This is a genomic window from Gluconobacter sp. P1C6_b (assembly GCF_018811945.1).
Taxonomy (GTDB): Bacteria; Pseudomonadota; Alphaproteobacteria; order Acetobacterales; family Acetobacteraceae; genus Gluconobacter.
Window position 1 is genome coordinate 25025 of the sequence record NZ_JACRVU010000007.1, and the last position, 19392, is coordinate 44416.

Genomic DNA, 19392 nt, shown 5'->3' on the forward strand with positions numbered 1-19392 from the left:
GGAAGGGTTCCGGTTACAATCTGTAGCAAAATATATGAATGGAAAGATGATGGCATCTTACAGGAAACCTGAAAGGTCTTCGTTTCATATTCCTGCAGAGCCACAGGATGGCCGGTCCTCTGCAGCGGAGGGCAAGCCAGCGCTGTCGGCCGTGGAGAAGTATCGTCTGCTGCGTGAGACACGGCGTGTGCTCAGGCGCGAGCGTCTCGCCGGAGAGCGGAAAGCCGATCTGCGTTAAGAGGCGGATGCCTAGGGGCTGCTGTTCTGGCCGGATATGACGGGAGTATCGGTCATTCCGGGATAGGCTGACAGGTTGGCGAGGGGGGCGGGGCGCCCCATCAGAAAGCCCTGTGCCGTGCTGCAGGAGGTGTGCCGCAACATGTCGAGTTGGGCTGCGGTTTCGACGCCTTCGGCGATGACTTCCATCGACATGGCGTGACCCAGTGTCATGATGGCGCTGACGATGCTCTGGGCCTGCGGGTCGTTCAGCATGTCCCGGATGAATGAGCGGTCGATCTTGATCCTGTCGAAGGGGAAGCTGCGCAGGTAATTGAGACTTGAAAACCCGATGCCGAAATCGTCCATGACGATTTTGACGCCGAGAGCACGGATCTTGCTCATGGTTTCCAGATTGCGCTGCACGGCCTCGAGAAAGATGCTTTCCGTCAGTTCGAGTTCGAGCCGCTCCGCTGCCAGACCTGTCTGGAACAGGGTCTGGATTACGGCGGCGTACATGTCATCGTGAAGGAACTGGACTGCGGAAATATTGACGGCGACCCTGACATGCGAGGGCAGTCTGCTGACCTGGGCGCAGGCTTCGAGCAGCACCCAGCGGCCGATCGAGACGATGAGGCCGCTCTCTTCCGCTATGGGGATGAACTCGTTGGGAGAAATGACCCCTCTTGTGGGGTGCTGCCAGCGCAGGAGCGCTTCAACGCATTCGATCCGGTTTGTCCGGAGGCAGATCAGGGGCTGGAACTCCAGAAAAAACTGGTTTGTCTCAAGTGCCCGTTGCAGATCGTGTTCCAGCTCCGAGCGATGATGGACATCGGCCTGCATGAGGGGGGTGAAGCTGATCCAGTCCGGCGACTGAAGGCGGCGTGCCTCGTTCAGGGCCAGCTCTGCGTAGTGGCAGGCGGTTTCGAAACGATAGGTGTCGAACGGGATGAGGCAGCATCCGATGCTGGCCGTCAAATGGATCCTGTGCCCGTTTATCGAGAGGGTGGTGTGGAAAATATCCCGGACGATCTGGGCCCAGCGCGTTGCCTGGTCCGGGTGTTCGTAAGGGAAGGGGCAGAAAATGCCGAAATCGTCGCTGCCCAGTCGTGCGACGATGCACTCTTCGGTCAGGAAAGCCCGAAGACGTTGCCCGATTTCGCTGAGAACGTTATCGGCGATGCGGGTGCCATAACGCTCGTTAATGGTGCGGAAACGATTGATGTTGGCGTGCAGGAGGATCCCTGCAGGCTGGCGCGTTGTTCCGTTGCCGAGAAACGCGCTCACGGCTTTCTCGAACTCTTCCCGGCCGCCTAATCCCGTGACACTCTCCGGGGACAGGCTGCGGGAGGCGGAGAGGCAGGGGGGAAACGTGACGGCCAGGGCCAGGCAGTCCAGATCATTGCGTCGAAGGGGCGTCAGTCGGAATTCGACCTGAAAGCTCCGCCCTTCCAGGGTGCGGAGGACACCGGGATGGTAACTGTTATCCGGTGGGGTTTTCAGGGCTCCGGGAAGAATATCGCGGATGGAGGGGACGTTCTGGAGATCGGTTCCAACGCAGGAGAGAAGGGGCCTGTTGGCCTCAATGATCCGGCCCCGATAGAGGATGGCCAGTCCTTCGCTGGAGGCATCGGCGAGATGATGGATAGGAAACAGCGCCGTGATGTTTTCTCGTGATGTGCTGCCGAGTGTCTTTCCCCGGGGCGCAGTCTTCGGGAAGGTGACGTCCACACGATGTGGAGCTCCTTCCTGGCTGATCCTCTGGGAAATATGCACAATCATTTCTGTTCCTCTATCTCTCCAGAAGATGGCCCGGCTTCTGTTAAGAAACTGGAAATGTCAGACAGTCATGAACTGCCCAAACTGAAACAAAATGTTTCTGAACGAGGATCCGGCCATCATGCAGCACCCCGTCCTGACCATTCTGCCGCCGCGGGAGCGTTATGAGGCGGGGCATGCGGGGGCGATTTCCCTTCTTGTCAGCCGGGAAGCGCAGTTTTCGGATGTTGTGGCGGGGATGGGGCGGATTGGTACGCCTCTGCCCGGTGGGCAATACAGGCCGTTAATCCTGCCCCGGGTTCCGCTCTTACGGAATTGGCGTCTGCGTTTCGCCTGTGTGGCGATGATGCGGTTTTGTCGCCCTGCTTTGACGGAAATTCACAATCGGCCCGATCTGGCACGCTTTCTGGCCCGGTTCGGGCCCGTCAGACTGATTCTTCATAACGATCCCTGCACCATGCGCGGTGCGCGTTCCCTCCGGCAGAGAGAAGATCTTGCCCGGCATGTTCTGGTCTGTGGGGTCTCGGAGTGGGTGACCGGGCGTTTTTGTGAGGGATGCGGGCCGATCCGGACGGAGGTGCAGCCCAACTGTATCGACCTGTCCGTATTGCCGACGGTCGGTCTGCGGCAGAAAATAGTGTTGTTCGCGGGGCGGGTTGTGGCGGACAAGGGGGTGGATGCGTTTGTCCGCGCCTGGGGGGCGATCCGGGCGCAATATCCGGGATGGCGGGCTGTCATCATGGGGGCGGACCGCTTTGGACCTGACTCCCCGGAAACGCCTTTTCTGGAAAAGCTGAGGCCTCAGGCCGCGGCCGTGGGGATCATGATGACGGGATACCGGCCTCATGATGATGTGCTGGAGGCCATGGCCGGGGCGGCTGTTGTGGTGGTGCCCAGTCGCTGGGAAGAGCCTTTTGGCATGACTGCGCTGGAGGCCATGGGGTGTGGCGCGGCAGTTGTTGCGTCACCCGTGGGTGCGCTGCCTGATCTGGTGGGAGATGCGGCTTTGCTTGCAGCGCCGGACGAAGCCGGGGCTCTGGAACAGGCTCTGAGCCGTCTGATGGGCGACGAGGGGCTCAGAACCCGGTTGGGAGAACGGGGGCGGGAACGGGCAGCGCTGTTCGATGTTGCGGCTGCCCGTGTCCGGCAGGAAGAACTGAGGCGGGCGGCGATTGCATTCGCGCGCCGCCCGCCGCGGCTTTGAGGTCAGTCCCGTGCCGGGGGCGCCATAAAGGTCGGATCGATGGGATGGGGGATGTGCCGGGCCAGAATGTCATCCACGGCTTTCTTTTCCTCGTCGGTCAGGGACCAGCCGAAGACGTCCTTTACGCCTGAGACCTGACCTGGCTTGCGAGCGCCCCACAGGGCGATGACGGGGCCCTGGTCAAGAACCCAGCGAACGGCGAAGGCCATCACCGACTTGCCGCGCTTTTCGGCAAGCTTTTCGAACTCGTCCACGGCTGCGAGATACTTCTCGAAATTCGGCTTCTGGAACTTCGGATCGTTCGAACGCAGGTCGTCTTTCGGGAAGGTCGTGTCGCGGTTCATCTTGCCTGTCAGCAGGCCGCGGCAGAGGGCACCGTAGGCCAGAACGACGGCGTTGTGCTTTTCGGCGTAGGGCAGGATGTCCTTTTCAATCGTGCGTTCGAAAAGGTTCAGCGGGGGCTGGATCGTGGCGAGCGGGGCGACTTCGCGGAAGATGTCCATCTGCTCGGGAGAGAAGTTGCTCACGCCGAGGGCGCGGATCTTGCCTTCCTGATGGAGTTTCTGAAGCTCGCGGGCGCTCTCGTCGATCGGGGTTTTGTCGTCGGGCCAGTGGATCTGTTCGAGGTCGATCGTCTCCACGCGCAGACGACGCAGCGAGTCTTCGACTTCCTTGCGGATGCGGGCCGGGCGGGAATCCCGGAAGACCTTCATGTTCTTTTCGTCTTCGCCAACCCAGTGCAGGCCGAGCTTGGTGGCGACATGAGCCTTGTTGGGCTTTTCAGCCAAGGCGCGGCCGACGATTTCTTCGGAATGGCCAAAGCCGTAGACCGGGGCGGTATCGATCAGGTTGATGCCTTCATCGAGGGCCGCGTGAATGGTGCGGACACCGTTGTCATCGTCGGAGCCGCCCCACATCCAGCCGCCGATGGCCCAGGTGCCGAGGGCAACGCGGGAGAGGGGCGTGTCGATGCCGGGGATGCGGATGGTGTCGGATGCCATGAGTGTCTCCACTTGAAATGGACGGTAACGAAAAAGCGCTTCGGACTGTAAGTGGTTGCATGGCAGCGGGAAACCTTCCATCCACGCCAGATGCGTTTCTCTCCTTCTGTCCTGACCCGGATCGGCCGCTGGGCCGCCGTGGTCCTGCCTCTGGCCCTGACGCATGTGCGCGTGGCAGGTGAGGCCGATCTTGATCTTCTGGCCGTGCTGCTTCTGCTGCATTCGGGCCTCACCGGGCGGCGGCAGGGCGGATGGGACTGGTTCCGGGAGCCGTGGGTTGTTGCCACGTTCTGCTGGTGGGGCTGGCAGATGCTGTGCACGCTGTGGGTGTCACCGGGACATGGGGCGCTGGTTCAGTCCCTGCTGGCGATCCGGTTCCCTCTTGCTGCTGCTGCGCTGGGCTGCTGGCTTCTGAAGGATGCGCTCTGGCGCCGACGGGTGTTGTGGCTGGCCTGTGCGTGCGGGGTCTATATCGCGTTTCAGATGCTGATCCAGGCCGTGTTCGGGCGCAATCTGTTCGGGATTCCGCGCTTTCATGACGGAACGCTGACCGGGCCGTATGAACATCCGCGGGCTGCAGCACCTCTGTCCAGACTGATTTTGCCGCTGCTGATGGTCGGGTGTGCGGCGGTGGAAGGGGCGCGTAGCCGTCTGGTGCGGACGTTGGGGCTCTGTACGGCAACGGTTGTGGCGGTCGGGATCATGGTTCTGGCCGGGCAGCGGATGCCGCTTGCCTTGTCCCTGCTGGGGATTGGTGTCTGTGCGCTGCTCTACCGGCCGATGCGCCCGGCGGCGCTGGCGGCGGCGGCGATGCTGCCGGTTCTGGTTCTGGTGGCGCGGGTGTTTTCGCCGGGCAGCTTCTTCCATCTCGTGACGCTGGCGCGGCAGCAGCTCACGCATTTTGGACAGTCGCCTTATGGGGAAATCTATACGCATGCGGTCGTGATGGCGCAGGCGCATCCATGGATCGGGCAGGGTTATGATGCTTACAGGCATTTCTGTTCGGACCCGTCCACGTTCCATGGGATTTCCGGATTGTCTGAAGCCGTGCCGGAGCGGGGATGGCTGGATCTGTGTGTGCAGCATCCGCACAACCATTACCTTCAGGCACTGGTCAATGCCGGAGTGCCGGGGCTCATCCTGTTCGTGCTGATGATCGCGACATGGCTGAAGGCGATCTGGCCGGGGCGGAATGGCGCGGCAATTTCGATCGGACTGTTCGCGGCGGTGTTCATTCAGGAATGGCCGATCGCGTCGTCGTCGGACTTCCTGAACCTGCCCCTGAGCGGATGGGGCTTCCTGCTTCTGGGGCTGGCGCTGGCCTATCGGACATTCCGGGGTGGGGACGGGTTTCAAGCAGGCAGGGACCGGCCTATATCGTAAGGCAGATTACGGAGGCCTTATGTCCAGCACCCCTGACACTACTGCGACCCCGGCGCGGACCGGAACCGTTCCCGTGACGGTCCTCACCGGCTTTCTCGGCGCCGGCAAGACGACGCTTCTCAATCACATTCTGACGGCCGAGCATGGCCGTAAATATGCGGTCGTCGTGAACGAGTTCGGTGAACTCGGGATCGACAATGACCTCGTCGTGGATGCCGATGAAGAAGTGTTCGAAATGAACAACGGCTGCATCTGCTGCACGGTGCGCGGGGATCTGATCCGCATTCTGGGCAGTCTGCTGCGGCGCCGGAACCGGTTTGACGGCATCATCGTCGAGACGACCGGGCTGGCCGATCCGGCCCCGGTCGCGCAGACATTCTTCGTGGACGAGAACCTGCGGGAGAAGGCGCGGCTGGATGCGGTCGTGACGGTTGTGGATGCGTTCAACGTCATGGAAACGCTGGACGAAAGTCCCGAGGCCGTGAACCAGATCGCGTTTGCGGATGTGATCGTGCTCAACAAGGTTGATCTTGCGGATGAAGAACGCCGCAAGGAGATCGTGGCACGCCTGCGGAAGATCAATGCGGTGGCGCAGATCCATGAGGCGCAGCATGGCGGCGTCAAGCTGACGGATATCCTTGACCGTGGCGGCTTCGATCTGACGCGCGCGCTCAAGACGATGCCGGATTTTCTGGAAAACGAGCATCACTCGCACGAAGAGGGCATCACCAGCATTTCCCTGAGCATCAAGGATCTGATCGACCAGCGCAGGTTTCAGGCGTGGATCGGGGCGATCCTTCAGGAGCAGGGCGCGGACATCCTGCGGGCCAAGGGCATCCTGCACTTCAAGGGCGAGAAGGACCGCTTTGCGTTCCAGGCCGTGCACATGATGGCGGATGGCGATTTCATCGGTCCGTTCCGCGAGGGCGAGAGCCGGGAGTCCCGTCTGGTGTTCATCGGGCGCAATCTCAACCGTCCGCAGCTTCGTCGCGGATTTGAAAGCTGCATTGCGGAATGATGGGCGATCTTCTGACGGACCGGGGCGGAGAGTGCCGGTTCGAGAGCCCGGTCGTGCATGTGGTTTCCGCACGGAATGGCAACAGTTTTGCGGCGTTGACGGCGGACGGGGAGCTTGTGCTGATCCCTCGGGACTGTCTGCGGGATCCGGAAAGCTGGACGGTTGTTGCGGCGCATGATGGCGGGTTGTGTCTGGCGCAGGATTGCGCTCCTGATGCGTTCCTGTCCGGCGGCGAGGACGCAAAGCTCGTCCGGACCTTCGCCGATGGACGCAGCGAAACCCTGCATGAGGGCCGGCGCTGGATCGAATGTGTGGCGAGTATGACGGGGCATCTGGCGTTCTCGACGGGCAAGCAGATCGAGGTCCGGGCTGCGGAAGGGCGGCAGACGCTGAAGGTTCTGGAGCATCCTTCGACCGTGACCGGCATCGTGTTCGATGCGAAGGGCAAGCGGATTGCAGCGTCACATTATAATGGCGCGTCGATGTGGTTCGTGCAGGCGAAGGTCGATACCGTGCGGCCGTTCGAATGGAAGGGCAGTCATATCGCGATTGCCATTCATCCGGGCGGAGAGGCGCTGGTGACGTCCATGCAGGAAAATGATCTGCATGGCTGGCGGCTGTCGGACGGGCACAACATGCGCATGAGCGGCTATCCGAAGCAGGTGAAATCGCTGGCCTTCACGCGCAACGGCCGCTGGCTGGCGACGGCCGGGGCGGATGCGATTATCCTGTGGCCGTTCTTTGGCGGTGGGCCGATGGGCAAGGCGCCGGCCGAGCTGGCCCGTCTGCCGGGGCTGTTTGTCAGTGCGGTCTGTCCGAATCCGAAAGAGGACATCATCGCGGCAGGTTATGAGGACGGGACAGTCGTTCTGGCTGAAATCGGAGGGGGCGACCAGCGTGTCCTGCCGCTGTGCTCCGGACAGGATACGAAGCGGGGCAAGGTGACGTCGCTGGCTTTCACGCCACAGGGCGGGTCTCTGGTGTTCGGAACCGAAGAGGGTGTTCTGGCGGCGATCGACCTGTCCAGTGCGGGCTGAAGCCTGAAAGGGGCAGCAACTTTTCTGATGAATTGTTGCTGCCCCTGAAACACGGTATGTTCGCTCATGCCCAGCATGGACCCCGCCCCAAAAGCGTCTGTGAAGACCGTGGTTTCGTCGGACGCACTGCCGTTTCCGGCGGAGAGGTCTGCTGATCTGAATATGTACGGGGATCTGAAGGCGTTTTCGGATCTCGACCTTGATGACATTGCCATTGCGGCGGCGGCCGTCTGTCGCACGCCGATCGCGCTGGTGAGTATTCTCGACGGGGATCAGCTCTGGTTTTCCGCGCGGGTCGGTACGGATCAGCCGTCCGGGGCCCTGGCCAATTCGGGATGTGCTCCCGTCATCGCGCGCAGGGTTCCGGTGGTGATCCCCGATATGATGGCCGATCCCGAGACGCGGAAGAACGGTCTCGTCTGCGGGGAGCCGGGTCTGCGCTTTTATGCAGGCTATCCGCTGTTCACCGCAGAAGGCGAGGTTTTCGGCACGCTGTGCGTCGTGGATCTTCAGACACGTCCGCAGGGTCTCTCGCAGGCGGAAAGTGACGGGCTGGCGGCTCTGGCGCGTCAGGCCATGCGACTGATGGAGATGCGTCGGGAAACCGTGGCGCAGGAGCGGCGTCTGACGGCGCAGCAGATCCGCAGGGAGCGCGCCACCCGGCAGGCCAGACAGGCGGAGGCGGAGCGTCGGCACACCCTGGAAAAATACGCCATCCAGCAGGCGGCCGGTGCAGCCGGCGGGGTCGGAATCTATGAATATGATCTGACCAGCGGGGACATCGCCGTTTCCCCGGAAGTCTGCCGCATCATCGGCCTGCCCGTCACGGATGTCGTAACGGTGCGGCAGTGGGTGGCGCAGGTGCATGAAGACGATAAGCCGCAGATCCCGGCCCTGTCGCAGTTGCTGGACGGATCGGCACCGCTGAAACTCGAATATCGCGTGGTACGTGCGGATGACCAGCGGGAACGCTGGGTCCTGCGTCAGGGTGTGCTGGACCGTGATGAGGCGGGGCGTCCCGTTCGCCTGATCGGAACAATCCAGGACATCACGCCCGAGCGGAATGCGACCAGCCGTCTGACGACTCTTCTGGCGGTGGGCGATGCCCTGCGGACGGCCACGACGCGCAGACAGGCGCTGACGGAGTCCTGCCGCCTTCTGGGGCAGCGGCTGGAGGTGCAACGTGTCGGGTTCGCGGCCATTACGGTACGCGACGAACTCTTTACCGTCGATGAGGGATGGTGCGCGCCGGGGATGCCGGTGGTTTCGGGCGCGTTCTCCTTCAGGGCTTTTCGCCGGACGTCGGATTTCCTGCGCAGTGGAGCCGTCCTTATTCTGGATGATCTCTCCAGCCCGTCCTGGATGCGCGAGGAACGGGAGGCCTGTCGTGAGGTGCAGATCGAGGCGCAGATTGTCGTCCCGAAAATGGATCATGGCGAACTGACGGGCTGTCTGTTCGTTCACAGCGCGCTTCCGCGGGAATGGACGCTGGACGAGACGTCCTTCATCCGTACTGCTGCAGACCGGATTTTTGCGGCACTGGATGAGTGGGATGCCGAGACGCGTCAGGAGATCGTCAATCATGAAATCCTGCACCGTCTGAAGAATACGCTGAGCATCGTGCAGAGCCTGGCGCATCAGGGGTTCCGCAGCGTGGATGATCAGGGGCCGCTCACGACCTTCACCTCCCGTCTGGTGGCGCTGAGTGCGGCGCATGATCTGTTGATGCGCCGGAACTGGCAGTCCACGGATCTGGCGAGTCTGGTGCAGGGGGTGCTGACGCCGCTGGGCGTGGAGAACAGGGTTCAGGTCTCGGGGCCGTTTCTCAAGCTGGGTCCGGATACGGCGACGTCCTTCTCAATGCTGCTGCATGAACTGGCGACGAACGCCATGAAATACGGTGCGCTGAGTGTTGCTGAGGGGACGGTGTCCCTGCACTGGACGATGACGGGCACGGGTGAAGGGGCCGTCATGGCATTGCAATGGCGTGAGGCCGGTGGCCCACAGGTTACGCCACCCGCGCGCACCGGCTTTGGCGTGCGTCTTCTGAAGGCCGGACTGGGGCGGCACGGGAAAACGGAACTTCACTACGCCCCAACGGGTTTATGTGCAGACCTGACCGCCCCCATCCTGTCGCTTGCGACGGTCTGAGACACACCGGAGACCCGTTTTACATGCCGGAGGACCCTGACACACGGCCCACGATCCTTATCGTCGAAGACATTGTCTTCATCCGTATGATGACGGAGGACTACTTCGCGAATGCCGGTTTCAGGACCCTGAGCGCGCGTACGACGGCAGAGGCCATTGTGCTTCTCGAAACCGATCCGACGATCCGGTACCTGTTCGCGGATATTCACCTGCCAGGCGGTGAGGACGGCCAGAAACTGGCTGCCACGGCCCGGAAGCGCTGGCCCCCCGTGAAGATCATTCTGACCTCCGCCGACATGCCTGCGGATAAGGTTCGGCTGCCTGTGCGCGGACTGTTCGTTCCCAAGCCCTACAGTCTGGACCGGGTCAGGCAGGCTTTCGAGACGATGCCCTGATCGGACTGTGCCTCAGCGTTCCGGCTGCGGATCCGAGGTCCGGTCCGTGTGGCCGAGGTCGCGTTCGGGGGCAATGATGTCCCTGACGCGCTGTTTCAGTTCTTTCGGACCAGGAAAGCCGCCGTCGCGCTTGCGCTCCCAGATCAACGTTTCGTTCACATGGATTTCGAATCGGCCACCCGTATCGGGGATGAGCGCCACTTCGCCGAGGGCCTGACCGAAGGTGGAGAGCAGCTCCTGCGCCATCCAGCCCGAGCGGAGCAGCCAGTTGCACTGCGTGCAGTAGCGGATGGAAACACGGGGTGAAACAGGTGTCATGAAGATCCTGGGGAGGCTTTGGAATGTTTGTCCCGAGACAGTCTCATAAGAGTTTCATACGTAAAAGCCTTCGCGCCCGCAGCCGTGAACGTTAAGGATACGGACTGGTTCCTCATTCCGTTTTCCTGACTGGATTTTCCGGCTTATGCGTCCTGCCTTTCGTCTGCCCGCGGCACTGCTCCTGTGTGCGACTGTTCTTTCCGCCTGCGCACCTGCGGCGCATACGTCCGCTACCGCCCAGGGCGGCATCCTGCCTGACAGTGCGGCTCCGGACGAGCGCCTCGTCCTGGCTCCGCCGCCCGCCCCCGGAAGTGCTGCGCAGAGTGATGACGACCGGGTGTTTCATGTCACGCGTGCGCTGAAGGATACGCCGCGCTGGAAACTGGCGCAGAGCGATGCAGATCTGGATCCGGCGCATCTGGTCCGGGATTTCTCCTGTGCGGCGGGTTTCGAGATCGATCTGGCAAAGGCGCCGCATCTGGCCCGCGTGCTGGAGCGGATACGCCATGCTGTCGGACACCGGACTTCGGACGTGAAGAAATACTGGCACCGTACGCGGCCGTTCGTGGGCACGAATCTGCCGATCTGTACGTCTCCCGAAGGTCTGGGGCTGAACGCGTCCTATCCGTCAGGTCATACGACGGCGGGATACGGGATGGCGCTGCTTCTGGCGCATCTGATGCCGGAACATGCCTCGGCCATTCTCCAGCGCGGGCGTGTGTTCGGGGAAAGCCGGATCGTCTGCGGGGCGCACTGGAAGTCGGATGTTCAGGCAGGATATCTGAACGCGTCCTCGCTGATGGACGTGCTGCTGGCGCGGCCGGAACTTCAGGACGATCTGGCGTCGGCGCGGCAGGAACTGCTGGCCATGCAGGGAACGGCCCCGGCTCCTGAAGCGGGGACGTGTGCCGTCGAGCATGACGCCGCGATCCATTCCCTGCTCACCGAACCTTAAGTTCGTGACAGGTGCCCGGAGGGATCAGGGCACCTGTTTCCTGTCAGCAGGCGGTGGATGATTATGGTGAGCGCCTCGGTCATTGGCTTCCATGAAGCGGTCGGCCAGACTGCTGTAGAGCGAATGCGGGCAGATCATTTTTGAGACGCCGAATGCCAGAAAGGACGTGGCCAGAAGCGCCAGCGTGACCTGCTGGTTGTCGCACATTTCCATGACGATGATCGTTGCTGTCAGGGGCGACTGCGACATGCCGCAGAAATACGCCACCGTACCAAGCAGTACGACTGCGCCGGGCGTAGTGTGGGGCAGGAACTGCTCCACCCAGCCGCCGATCCCCGCCCCGATGGCGAGCGAGGGCGCGAACATGCCGCCCGGGATGCCGGAGCAGTACGAGACGATCATCGCCAGATATTTGAGGATGAAGAACGAGGCCGGGTAGTGCTCGGTCCCGTTGAAGATGGCGCGGGCCTGATCATAGCCCGTGCCATAAGTCGCCCCCTTGGAGACAAGGCCGATCAGGGCCAGCACGAATCCGCAGGCTGCGGCAAAGGCGATCGGGCGTTTGGCAGCGAACTGCCCCACCCTTCCGGGAATGCCGCGTGAGGCCTTGATGAGAATGGCCGAGAAGCTGCCTCCTGCAAGGCCACCGAGGATGCCGCAGGTCAGCACCGCGATCCATGCCGTGCCGACCGGCACGTCCACATCCGCATGGCCGAAATAGGTGTAATTGCCGATCAGCGCGATGGCGGTGACACCGGACAGAACCACGACGGTCAGGGTACGCCCCGAGGCCTTCTGCTCGAAGGAGTGGGATAGCTCTTCGATGGCGAACATGATTCCCGCGAGCGGCGTGTTGAAGGCGGCGGCCATGCCGGCAGCCCCACCGGCCAGAATCATGCTGCGCCGTGCGGTGATGTTCGACTGTCCAAGCAGCCGGGAGAAGGCGTGCATGATGGACGCGCCGACCTGTACGCTGGGGCCTTCACGGCCAATGGATGCGCCGCAGATCAGCCCGAAAGACGTCAGCAGGATTTTGCCAAGGGACGTCTTGAGAGACAGGACGCGGTCCACGACGGCAACGTTCTCGATGTGTAGTGTCGCGATCGTCTGCGGGATGCCGGAGCCCTGCGCGCCCTTGAAGATGGTGCGTGTGGCCCAGGTGATGAGGGCGAGTCCTGCAGGAGCGACAACCAGCATGGCGGTGGGGTGCCAGCCTACGATCTGATGGCGTACACCTGCCGCCCAGTCACCCAGCCGGGCGAACAGGACCGCCACGATGCCCACCAGAACCGCACCCACCCAGTAGACCGCTGTGCGGCGCCACTGGTGCGTCGTGACCTTCGCCGAGCGTCGCAGATGCAGGATGCGGTCCTTGCGGCGCATGGCATGCTGCGAGGAGCGGGCTTCCGGGAACGGAGGCTCGGGCGGGACGGCGGCGACGGGTGAAGGAGGCGGTGTATCAGCCAATATTCGGACGTCCGGGAGGGAGGGGCGGGGTGTGGAAGAGACGCCCGGTTCAGGCCCGTGCGCTGATGTTCTGCACGTGCCATTAACGCGGGAAAGGGGTCAAGAGTTCTTGCCCGATGGGGGGCAGGGGGCTCAATCCGTCTGGATATGTGTCATAAACCGCACAGTCTGATGCGGATTCTCCGCAGTCATGGTGGGTTATGTCAGGACGAGCGCACCGGAATGCTTGGCCTTGTCTTCGGGCTCAACATGGATGTGAATGGAGGCTCGGCCGAGTTCGGAGCGGATGGCGGCTTCGATCTGGTCGCAGATCTCGTGGGCATCGTGCACCGTGAGCGTGCTCGGAACCACGAGGTGGAACTCCACGAAAGACAGGGCGCCAACCTTGCGGATGCGCAGGTCATGGGCCTCGAGCGCACCCGTGGCGCTCTCGGAAATGACAGCCTTGACCGCATCCATCTGCTCGGGCGAAGGGGCTTCATCCATCAGCCCGGACAGGGAGTGCTTCATCATGGAGAAGCCCGCGCGCATGACGTTCAGCGCCACCAGTGCGGACAGTACGGCATCGAGCCGGTCCCATTTGAGCAGCGGGATCAGCGAGACGCCGATCACGAGCGCGATCGTGGCCCAGACATCCGACACGACATGCTCGCCCGCGGCCTGAAGCGCCTGTGAGGACTGTTTGCGGCCGACCGTGATCAGGGTGCGGCCCCATGCGAGATTGACCAGACCGGCCAGCGCGTTGAGCGCCACGCCCTGGAAGGGTGCATTGACCGGTTCGGGATGGCGCCAGTCATGGATGGCAATGACCAGAATGCCGATGGCCGTGAGGACGACCAGCACGCCTTCGATGACTGCGGAAAGATATTCCGCCTTGCCGTGACCGTAGGGGTGGTTGTCATCGGCGGGCATGGCCGCGACGGACATGGCCCAGAGCGTGCCGACGGCTGCGACGACATTCAGAATGGTCTCGATCGCGTCCGAAAGCAGGGCTTCCGAGCCCGAGACCACGTAGGCCGCGTATTTGATGGCCAGCACCACCACACTCAGCACGATGGAGGCGCGGGCGACCTTGATGCGGGTGGATGTCATGACAGGTCCTCAGCAGCAGGGCTGGTGCGTGTCGCAGACCGAGGGCTGTGTTTCAAGCTGAAAAGTGGGATGGGCGATATCAAAACGCGTCCGGACCAGTTCTGCGGCGCGGGCGATGACAAGATCCGTGCTGACGGGTTTCGTGGGATCGCAGACGAGATGGACAGTCAGGGCCGTCTCGGTCGTGCTCATGGCCCAGATGTGCAGGTGATGCAGTTCGGAGACGCCATCAAGCGACAGGAGGGCGGCCTGCACGGCATCAGGATCGATCCCTGCCGGAACCGCATCAAGCGCCAGATCCAGCGAACTTCGCAGCAGCGACCATGTTCCGATCACAATGGAGACGGAGACGATCAGGCTCATGATCGGATCGATCATCGTGTAGCCCGTGAACGCGATCAGCAGTCCCGCGATGACGACTGAAAAGGCCATGACAGCATCGGCCGCCATGTGCAGGAATGCGCCGCGCACGTTGAGATCGCTCGAGGCGCCTTTCATGAAGAGCAGGGCTGTCACGGCATTGACGGCGATCCCGACCAGCGCGACCCAGCTGATGACCTCGCCCTGGACATTCTGGTGCGAGAACAGGCGCAGGACGGATTCCCAGACGATGCCACCGGTGACGAGCAGCAGGATCATGGCGTTCGCGAGAGCCGAGAGGATTGTCGAGCGTCGCAGGCCGTAGGTAAACCGCGCGCTGGACGGGCGCGTGGCGAGAACCTGCGCCAGCCAGGCGCCCGCGAGACCAAGCACGTCCGACAGGTTGTGGCCCGCATCGGCCAGAAGGGACAGCGAATGCGCCCAGACGCCCCACAGGGCCTCACCCGCGACATAGGCCGTGTTCAGGGTGATGCCGACTGCAAACGCCATGCCGAAACTGGCGGGAGCATGGACGTGCTGGTGGCCGAATCCGAAACCGTGGCTGTGCCCGTCGCAATGGTCGTGATCATGGTGATGGTCATCATGATCGTGGTCCGCATGGTCATGTGCGTGATGCTCATGCGGAACGGTGGTGCCATGATGAGCGTGATCGCAGGCGCAGTCGTGATGGGGATCCGGGGTCATGGAGGCCAGTGCTGTGAGAATTGAAAGCCGACCTTACTGCATGTGAGGCGGCCGTCCCATATCTATTGCCGAACCGTGCATGGCATGGTGTCGTGACTGATATGAACGGCAGCGCTCCTGATGCGTCAGGATGTGCACACGAAGAAGGATAAAGAGACGATGGCTGAAAAGCGTATTCTCATGATCGCGGGTGATTTCGTCGAGGATTATGAAATCATGGTGCCGTTCCAGATGCTGCTTCTGGTCGGGCACAAGGTGGATGTCGTTTCGCCGGGCAAGAAGTCCGGAGAGCTGGTCGTCACGGCCATTCATGATTTCGAGGGGCACCAGACCTATACCGAAAAGCGCGGCCATAACTTCACGCTGAACGCGACCTATGCGGGCGTGACGGCCGGTGCCTATGACGCGCTGGTCATTCCGGGCGGTCGTGCGCCGGAACAGCTCAGCACTGATGAAAGCGTGCTGGATCTGGTCCGCGCTTTTGTGGAGAGCGGCAAGCCGGTTGCGGCAGTGTGTCACGGTCCGCAGCTTCTGGCGGCAGCGGGTGTCATCAAGGGAAAGAAGATTTCGGCCTATCCGGCATGCCGGGCGGAAGTGCTGCTCGCCGGTGCCGAGTACCAGTCCGTCCCGATGGATGGTGCGGTGACGGACGGGCAGTTCGTGACGGGACCGGCCTGGCCTGCGCATCCGGCCTGGATCGGACAGTTCCTCAAGGTTCTGGGCACGCAGATCACGCCGTAAGGGATTCACCGGCGGCGTTCACAACACTGTGGCGAAACGCGGCCTGAAATCGTAGAGAGGAAGCATGACGACTTCCTCTCATTCTCCCGATCCGCAGTCCACCCGACGTACCGGCAGTTTCGGCCGTGCCGAAGGCTTCATGGAGCGCGCCTTCTTTGCGACCCGATGGATCGCCGCACCGCTCTATTTCGGCCTGACGATCGGGCTGCTGCTGGTGGCGTTCAAGTTTTTCCAGCAACTGATCGGGCTGGTGCTGAAGGCGACGGGGCTGGATTTCGACGACGTGTTCGTCGGCGTGCTGGACCTGATCGATTTGGTCCTGCTGGCCAATCTTCTGCTGATCGTGATGTTCTCAGGCTACGAGAACTTCGTTTCCCGCCTCGATATCCGTACGCACGAAGATTATCCGAGCTGGATCGGGCATGTCACGTTCGGGGACATCAAGATCAAGCTCATGGCGTCGATCGTGGCGATGTCCGCGATCCATGTACTGGCCGATTTCATCCGCGTGGATGAAACGTCAACGCGCGCTCTGGAATGGAGCGTTGGCATCCATCTGGCCTTCGTCGTGTCCGGTGTGCTGATGGCCATCATGGACCGGATCATGGAAGGCTCGCCTGACACGCATCACGCTGATCCTGCACCGCCTGTCTCGAAAACGGCAGGAGACGGGCACCACTGATGATCCGCATTACCGAACTGCGCCTGTCACTGGACCATCCGGAGGAGGCTTTGTGCGAAGCAGTGCTCGCGCGCCTGAACATTGCCCCTGAAGACCTGAAGTCCCTGCATGTCGCGCGTCGTGGATATGATGCCCGCAAGCGCGGCCATATCGTGCTGGTCTATAATGTGGACTGCGATGTTGCTGACGAGGCTGCGGTGCTGGCAGCGCATGAGGGCGACCAGCATGTGCGTCCGACGCCGGACACGACGTATCATGCGCCGAAAGCGACGTTGCCTGAAGGCATGCCGCGTCCTGTCGTGATCGGCGCGGGACCGTGCGGGATTATGGCGGCGCTAACGCTGGCACAGGCCGGGCTGAAACCCATCATCATCGAGCGTGGTAAGGACGTAAAGGCGCGGACAGTCGATACGTTTGCCCTGTGGCGCAAATCCGTCCTGACGCCTGAGAGTAACGTGCAGTTCGGCGAAGGCGGAGCTGGGACGTTCTCGGACGGCAAGCTCTATTCGGGTGTTTCGGACCCGCGACATCTGGGGCGGCATGTTCTGGAAGAATTCGTACGGGCGGGAGCTCCGGAAGAAATCCTGACCATTTCCAAGCCGCATATCGGCACGTTCCGTCTGGTCACGATGGTCATGTTTATCCGTGCCGAGATCGAGCGTCTGGGCGGCGAGTACCGTTTCGAGACCCGTGTCGAAGGGTTCGAAATGGAAGGTGAGGGCACGGAGCGTCGTCTGCGCGGCCTGCATCTGTCCAGTGGCGAAACGCTGCCGGCGGAACGTGTCATTCTGGCTGTCGGACACTCGGCGCGTGATACGTTCGAGATGCTTCGCGACGCTCAGGTGGAAATGGACGCCAAGCCGTTCTCTATTGGTGTGCGGATCGAGCATCCGCAGTCAGTGATCGACGTGGCCCGTTTCGGGGCGAGCGCCGGGCATGAAATGCTGGGGGCGGCGGATTACAAACTCGTCCATCATGCGTCGAATGGCCGTGCGGTCTATTCGTTCTGCATGTGCCCGGGAGGGCAGGTCGTGGCGGCGACATCCGAAGAAGGACAGGTCGTTACCAACGGCATGAGCCAGTATTCGCGGGCCGAGCGCAATGCCAATAGCGGCATCGTCGTCGAGGTGAAGCCCGAGCTGGATTTCCCGGACGACGTACTGGGTGGCATGGCCTTCCAGAGGAAATGGGAAAAAGCGGCGTTCGTTGCGGGGGGCAACAACTACAATGCCCCGGCCCAGAGGGTCGGAGATTTTCTGGCCGCTCGCCCGTCCACATCGCTTGGTGCGGTAGTGCCATCCTATCAGCCGGGTGTGACGCCGACGGATCTGACGAAATGCCTGCCGACTTTCGTGACGGATGCCATCCGCGAGGCCCTGCCGCAGTTCGAGCGCAAGCTGCGCGGATTTTCGATGGAAGATGCGGTCATGACCGGCGTGGAAACGCGGACGTCCTCTCCGATCCGTCTGCGGCGTGACCGTGAGGGCCAGAGTCCGACATTGCGGGGTCTGTTTCCGGCCGGTGAGGGCGCAGGATACGCTGGTGGGATCCTGTCCGCCGGGATTGACGGCATCCGTGCGGCGGAGTGGCTGGCGGCCTCGCTTTAAGAGGCCGTCTCGTCACCTTCCATATGTTCGCCCGGAAGTTCTTTCGGGCGGATAAGGGCGATGGCACCGGTCACGAGGCTGGTGCCCAGTACGAAGATTTCCGCTGACAGCGGCAGGGTGAGGGCTGTGGGTCCGAACATGGGCACGAATTTCTGTGCCATGCCCTGCCCGATGGAGCCGAGCGCATAGCCCAGCCCCATGCCGAAGCTGCGTGTGTCGGACGGGAAGCGCTGCGCCAGATAATGTGGGACAAGCGCGAAGATGCCTGAAGCGGCCCCGCCCATGACGAAGGCAGCGACCAGCAGCATGTTCCAGCCTGGGGCGCTCAGGAATGGCCAGATTGTCAGCATCACGACAACCAGCGCACTGAGCATGACGCGGACTTCCCCGAACCGCTCTGCCAGCCAGCCGCAGAAGACCTTTCCGCTGAACGATCCGATGCAGTAGAGCGTAACCGGCCAGAAGACCGCCTGCTGGGTCAGATGATGGCTGCCGCGCAGAATTGTCGGATAATAGGTGTAGATCGCGGCTTTCTGGAATTCGAGAAAGCTCATGAACGCAATGGCCTGAAAGGCTGCGCCCGTCAGACGGAATTTCGGACGCAACTGGGGCGGCGCATGCTCCTTTCGTCCCTGTGCCAGACGTGCTTCGCGGTTGCGAAGCCACACCGGGCTTTCTGGTACGCCAATCCGGATGAACAGCGCCAGAGCGGCGGGGGCCAGACCGATGAAGAACAGAACGCGCCAGCCGTAATGCGGCAGGATCAGAGCCTGCACGCCGGCCGCGACAAAATAGCCGACTTCATAGCCGGACATCATGAGGGCGGAGGCCATGGGCCGTGTCCAGGCAGGGACGCTTTCCATCAGAAGCGCGGCCGAGGCGGTCCATTCGCCCCCAAAGCCGATTCCGAACATGAACTGTACGGCCATGAGCACATAAAAGTGATGGGAGAGGCCTGTCAGAGCCGAAAAGACCGCAAACCAGATCACGCCGAGCATGAAGGCCGGCTTGCGACCGTAGCGGTCGGCCAGCCATCCCCAGCCGGTATTCCCGACAGCACGACCGATGGACTGTCCCATCAGAACGGCCCCCAGATCGGCGATCGTACACCCGAAATCATGGGCGATGTCCGGCAGCGTGAACATGAGCGTCGTCTGGTCGAAAGCATCCAGAAACCAGCCCAGGAAAGACGCAAAAGTGACCTGCCAGTAGGGCAGGAGGGCGCTCAGGGAGCCTTGGGAAGAAGAGGTTACGGCGGAGCGGGTGGTGGCATCCGTCATG

General features: G+C 62.1%; 17 protein-coding genes. 10 read left to right on the forward strand and 7 right to left on the reverse strand.

What is annotated here, in order from left to right:
• Positions 1-249: 249 nt before the first annotated feature.
• Entirely contained in the window at positions 250-1998 is a 1749-nt protein-coding gene (locus tag KP701_RS06880) for a bifunctional diguanylate cyclase/phosphodiesterase (RefSeq protein ID WP_215746480.1), read from the reverse strand.
• A gap of 118 nt (positions 1999-2116) precedes the next feature.
• Here KP701_RS06880 and KP701_RS06885 point away from each other — a divergent pair, with 118 nt between their 5' ends.
• Positions 2117-3199, forward strand: coding sequence for a glycosyltransferase family 4 protein (locus KP701_RS06885; RefSeq protein ID WP_252345462.1), 1083 nt, complete (start codon positions 2117-2119; stop codon positions 3197-3199).
• A 2-nt stretch (positions 3200-3201) separates the two neighbouring features.
• On the opposite strand, the gene KP701_RS06890 is transcribed toward KP701_RS06885, so the two are convergent.
• Positions 3202-4200, reverse strand: a complete 999-nt coding sequence (locus KP701_RS06890) for an aldo/keto reductase (protein ID WP_215746482.1) — start codon at positions 4198-4200, stop codon at positions 3202-3204.
• Positions 4201-4251: 51 nt separating this feature from the next.
• On the opposite strand from KP701_RS06890, the gene KP701_RS06895 reads away from it, so the two are divergent.
• The 5 genes from KP701_RS06895 (at position 4252) to KP701_RS06915 (ending at position 10184) form a co-directional block, all read left to right on the forward strand.
• Positions 4252-5583 carry an O-antigen ligase family protein gene (locus KP701_RS06895; RefSeq protein WP_371818908.1) on the forward strand — a complete coding sequence of 444 codons (1332 nt, stop codon included), beginning with the start codon at positions 4252-4254 and terminating at the stop codon, positions 5581-5583.
• Between the two features lie 19 nt (positions 5584-5602).
• Positions 5603-6601, forward strand: coding sequence for a GTP-binding protein (locus KP701_RS06900; RefSeq protein ID WP_041111934.1), 999 nt, complete (start codon positions 5603-5605; stop codon positions 6599-6601).
• Positions 6598-7638 carry a WD40 repeat domain-containing protein gene (locus KP701_RS06905; RefSeq protein WP_215746483.1) on the forward strand — a complete coding sequence of 347 codons (1041 nt, stop codon included), beginning with the start codon at positions 6598-6600 and terminating at the stop codon, positions 7636-7638. Before KP701_RS06900 ends, KP701_RS06905 begins: the two co-directional genes overlap by 4 nt.
• Before the next feature lie 162 nt (positions 7639-7800).
• A complete protein-coding gene (locus KP701_RS06910; RefSeq protein ID WP_215746484.1) occupies positions 7801-9789 on the forward strand; it encodes a GAF domain-containing protein in 1989 nt (662 codons plus the stop codon).
• A 23-nt stretch (positions 9790-9812) separates the two neighbouring features.
• A complete protein-coding gene (locus KP701_RS06915) occupies positions 9813-10184 on the forward strand; it encodes a response regulator (protein ID WP_215746485.1) in 372 nt (123 codons plus the stop codon).
• A 12-nt stretch (positions 10185-10196) separates the two neighbouring features.
• Here the strand turns inward: KP701_RS06915 and KP701_RS06920 are convergent, their stop codons facing one another.
• Positions 10197-10502 (reverse strand): SelT/SelW/SelH family protein, encoded by a 306-nt coding sequence (locus KP701_RS06920; protein WP_215746486.1) that lies wholly within the window; start codon positions 10500-10502, stop codon positions 10197-10199.
• Positions 10503-10647: 145 nt separating this feature from the next.
• Between KP701_RS06920 and KP701_RS06925 the strand changes: the two genes are divergently transcribed.
• Positions 10648-11457 (forward strand): phosphatase PAP2 family protein, encoded by an 810-nt coding sequence (locus KP701_RS06925; RefSeq protein WP_215746487.1) that lies wholly within the window; start codon positions 10648-10650, stop codon positions 11455-11457.
• A gap of 24 nt (positions 11458-11481) precedes the next feature.
• Here the strand turns inward: KP701_RS06925 and KP701_RS06930 are convergent, their stop codons facing one another.
• From KP701_RS06930 to KP701_RS06940, 3 genes are all read right to left on the reverse strand, one after another.
• On the reverse strand, positions 11482-12924 hold the full coding sequence (locus tag KP701_RS06930) for a chloride channel protein (protein WP_371818909.1): 1443 nt from the start codon (positions 12922-12924) through the stop codon (positions 11482-11484).
• A gap of 198 nt (positions 12925-13122) precedes the next feature.
• Positions 13123-14016 carry a cation diffusion facilitator family transporter gene (locus KP701_RS06935; protein WP_215746488.1) on the reverse strand — a complete coding sequence of 298 codons (894 nt, stop codon included), beginning with the start codon at positions 14014-14016 and terminating at the stop codon, positions 13123-13125.
• 9 nt (positions 14017-14025) lie between these two features.
• A complete protein-coding gene (locus KP701_RS06940; protein WP_215746489.1) occupies positions 14026-15081 on the reverse strand; it encodes a cation diffusion facilitator family transporter in 1056 nt (351 codons plus the stop codon).
• Between the two features lie 159 nt (positions 15082-15240).
• Between KP701_RS06940 and KP701_RS06945 the strand changes: the two genes are divergently transcribed.
• The 3 genes from KP701_RS06945 to KP701_RS06955 all read left to right on the forward strand — a co-directional run bounded on the left by KP701_RS06945 (position 15241) and on the right by KP701_RS06955 (position 18111).
• Positions 15241-15822: a DJ-1/PfpI family protein gene (locus tag KP701_RS06945; RefSeq protein WP_215746490.1), complete on the forward strand. Its 582-nt coding sequence runs from the start codon at positions 15241-15243 to the stop codon at positions 15820-15822.
• 64 nt (positions 15823-15886) lie between these two features.
• Positions 15887-16504: a TIGR00645 family protein gene (locus KP701_RS06950; RefSeq protein WP_215746491.1), complete on the forward strand. Its 618-nt coding sequence runs from the start codon at positions 15887-15889 to the stop codon at positions 16502-16504.
• Positions 16504-18111, forward strand: a complete 1608-nt coding sequence (locus tag KP701_RS06955; protein WP_215746492.1) for an NAD(P)/FAD-dependent oxidoreductase — start codon at positions 16504-16506, stop codon at positions 18109-18111. The genes KP701_RS06950 and KP701_RS06955 overlap by 1 nt, the downstream gene beginning before the upstream one ends.
• On the opposite strand, the gene KP701_RS06960 is transcribed toward KP701_RS06955, so the two are convergent.
• The gene (locus tag KP701_RS06960) at positions 18108-19391 is read right to left on the reverse strand and encodes an MFS transporter (RefSeq protein ID WP_215746493.1); all 1284 of its coding nucleotides are present in this window, start codon (positions 19389-19391) and stop codon (positions 18108-18110) included. The two genes, KP701_RS06955 and KP701_RS06960, sit on opposite strands and share 4 nt — an antisense overlap.
• Position 19392: the final 1 nt, after the last annotated feature.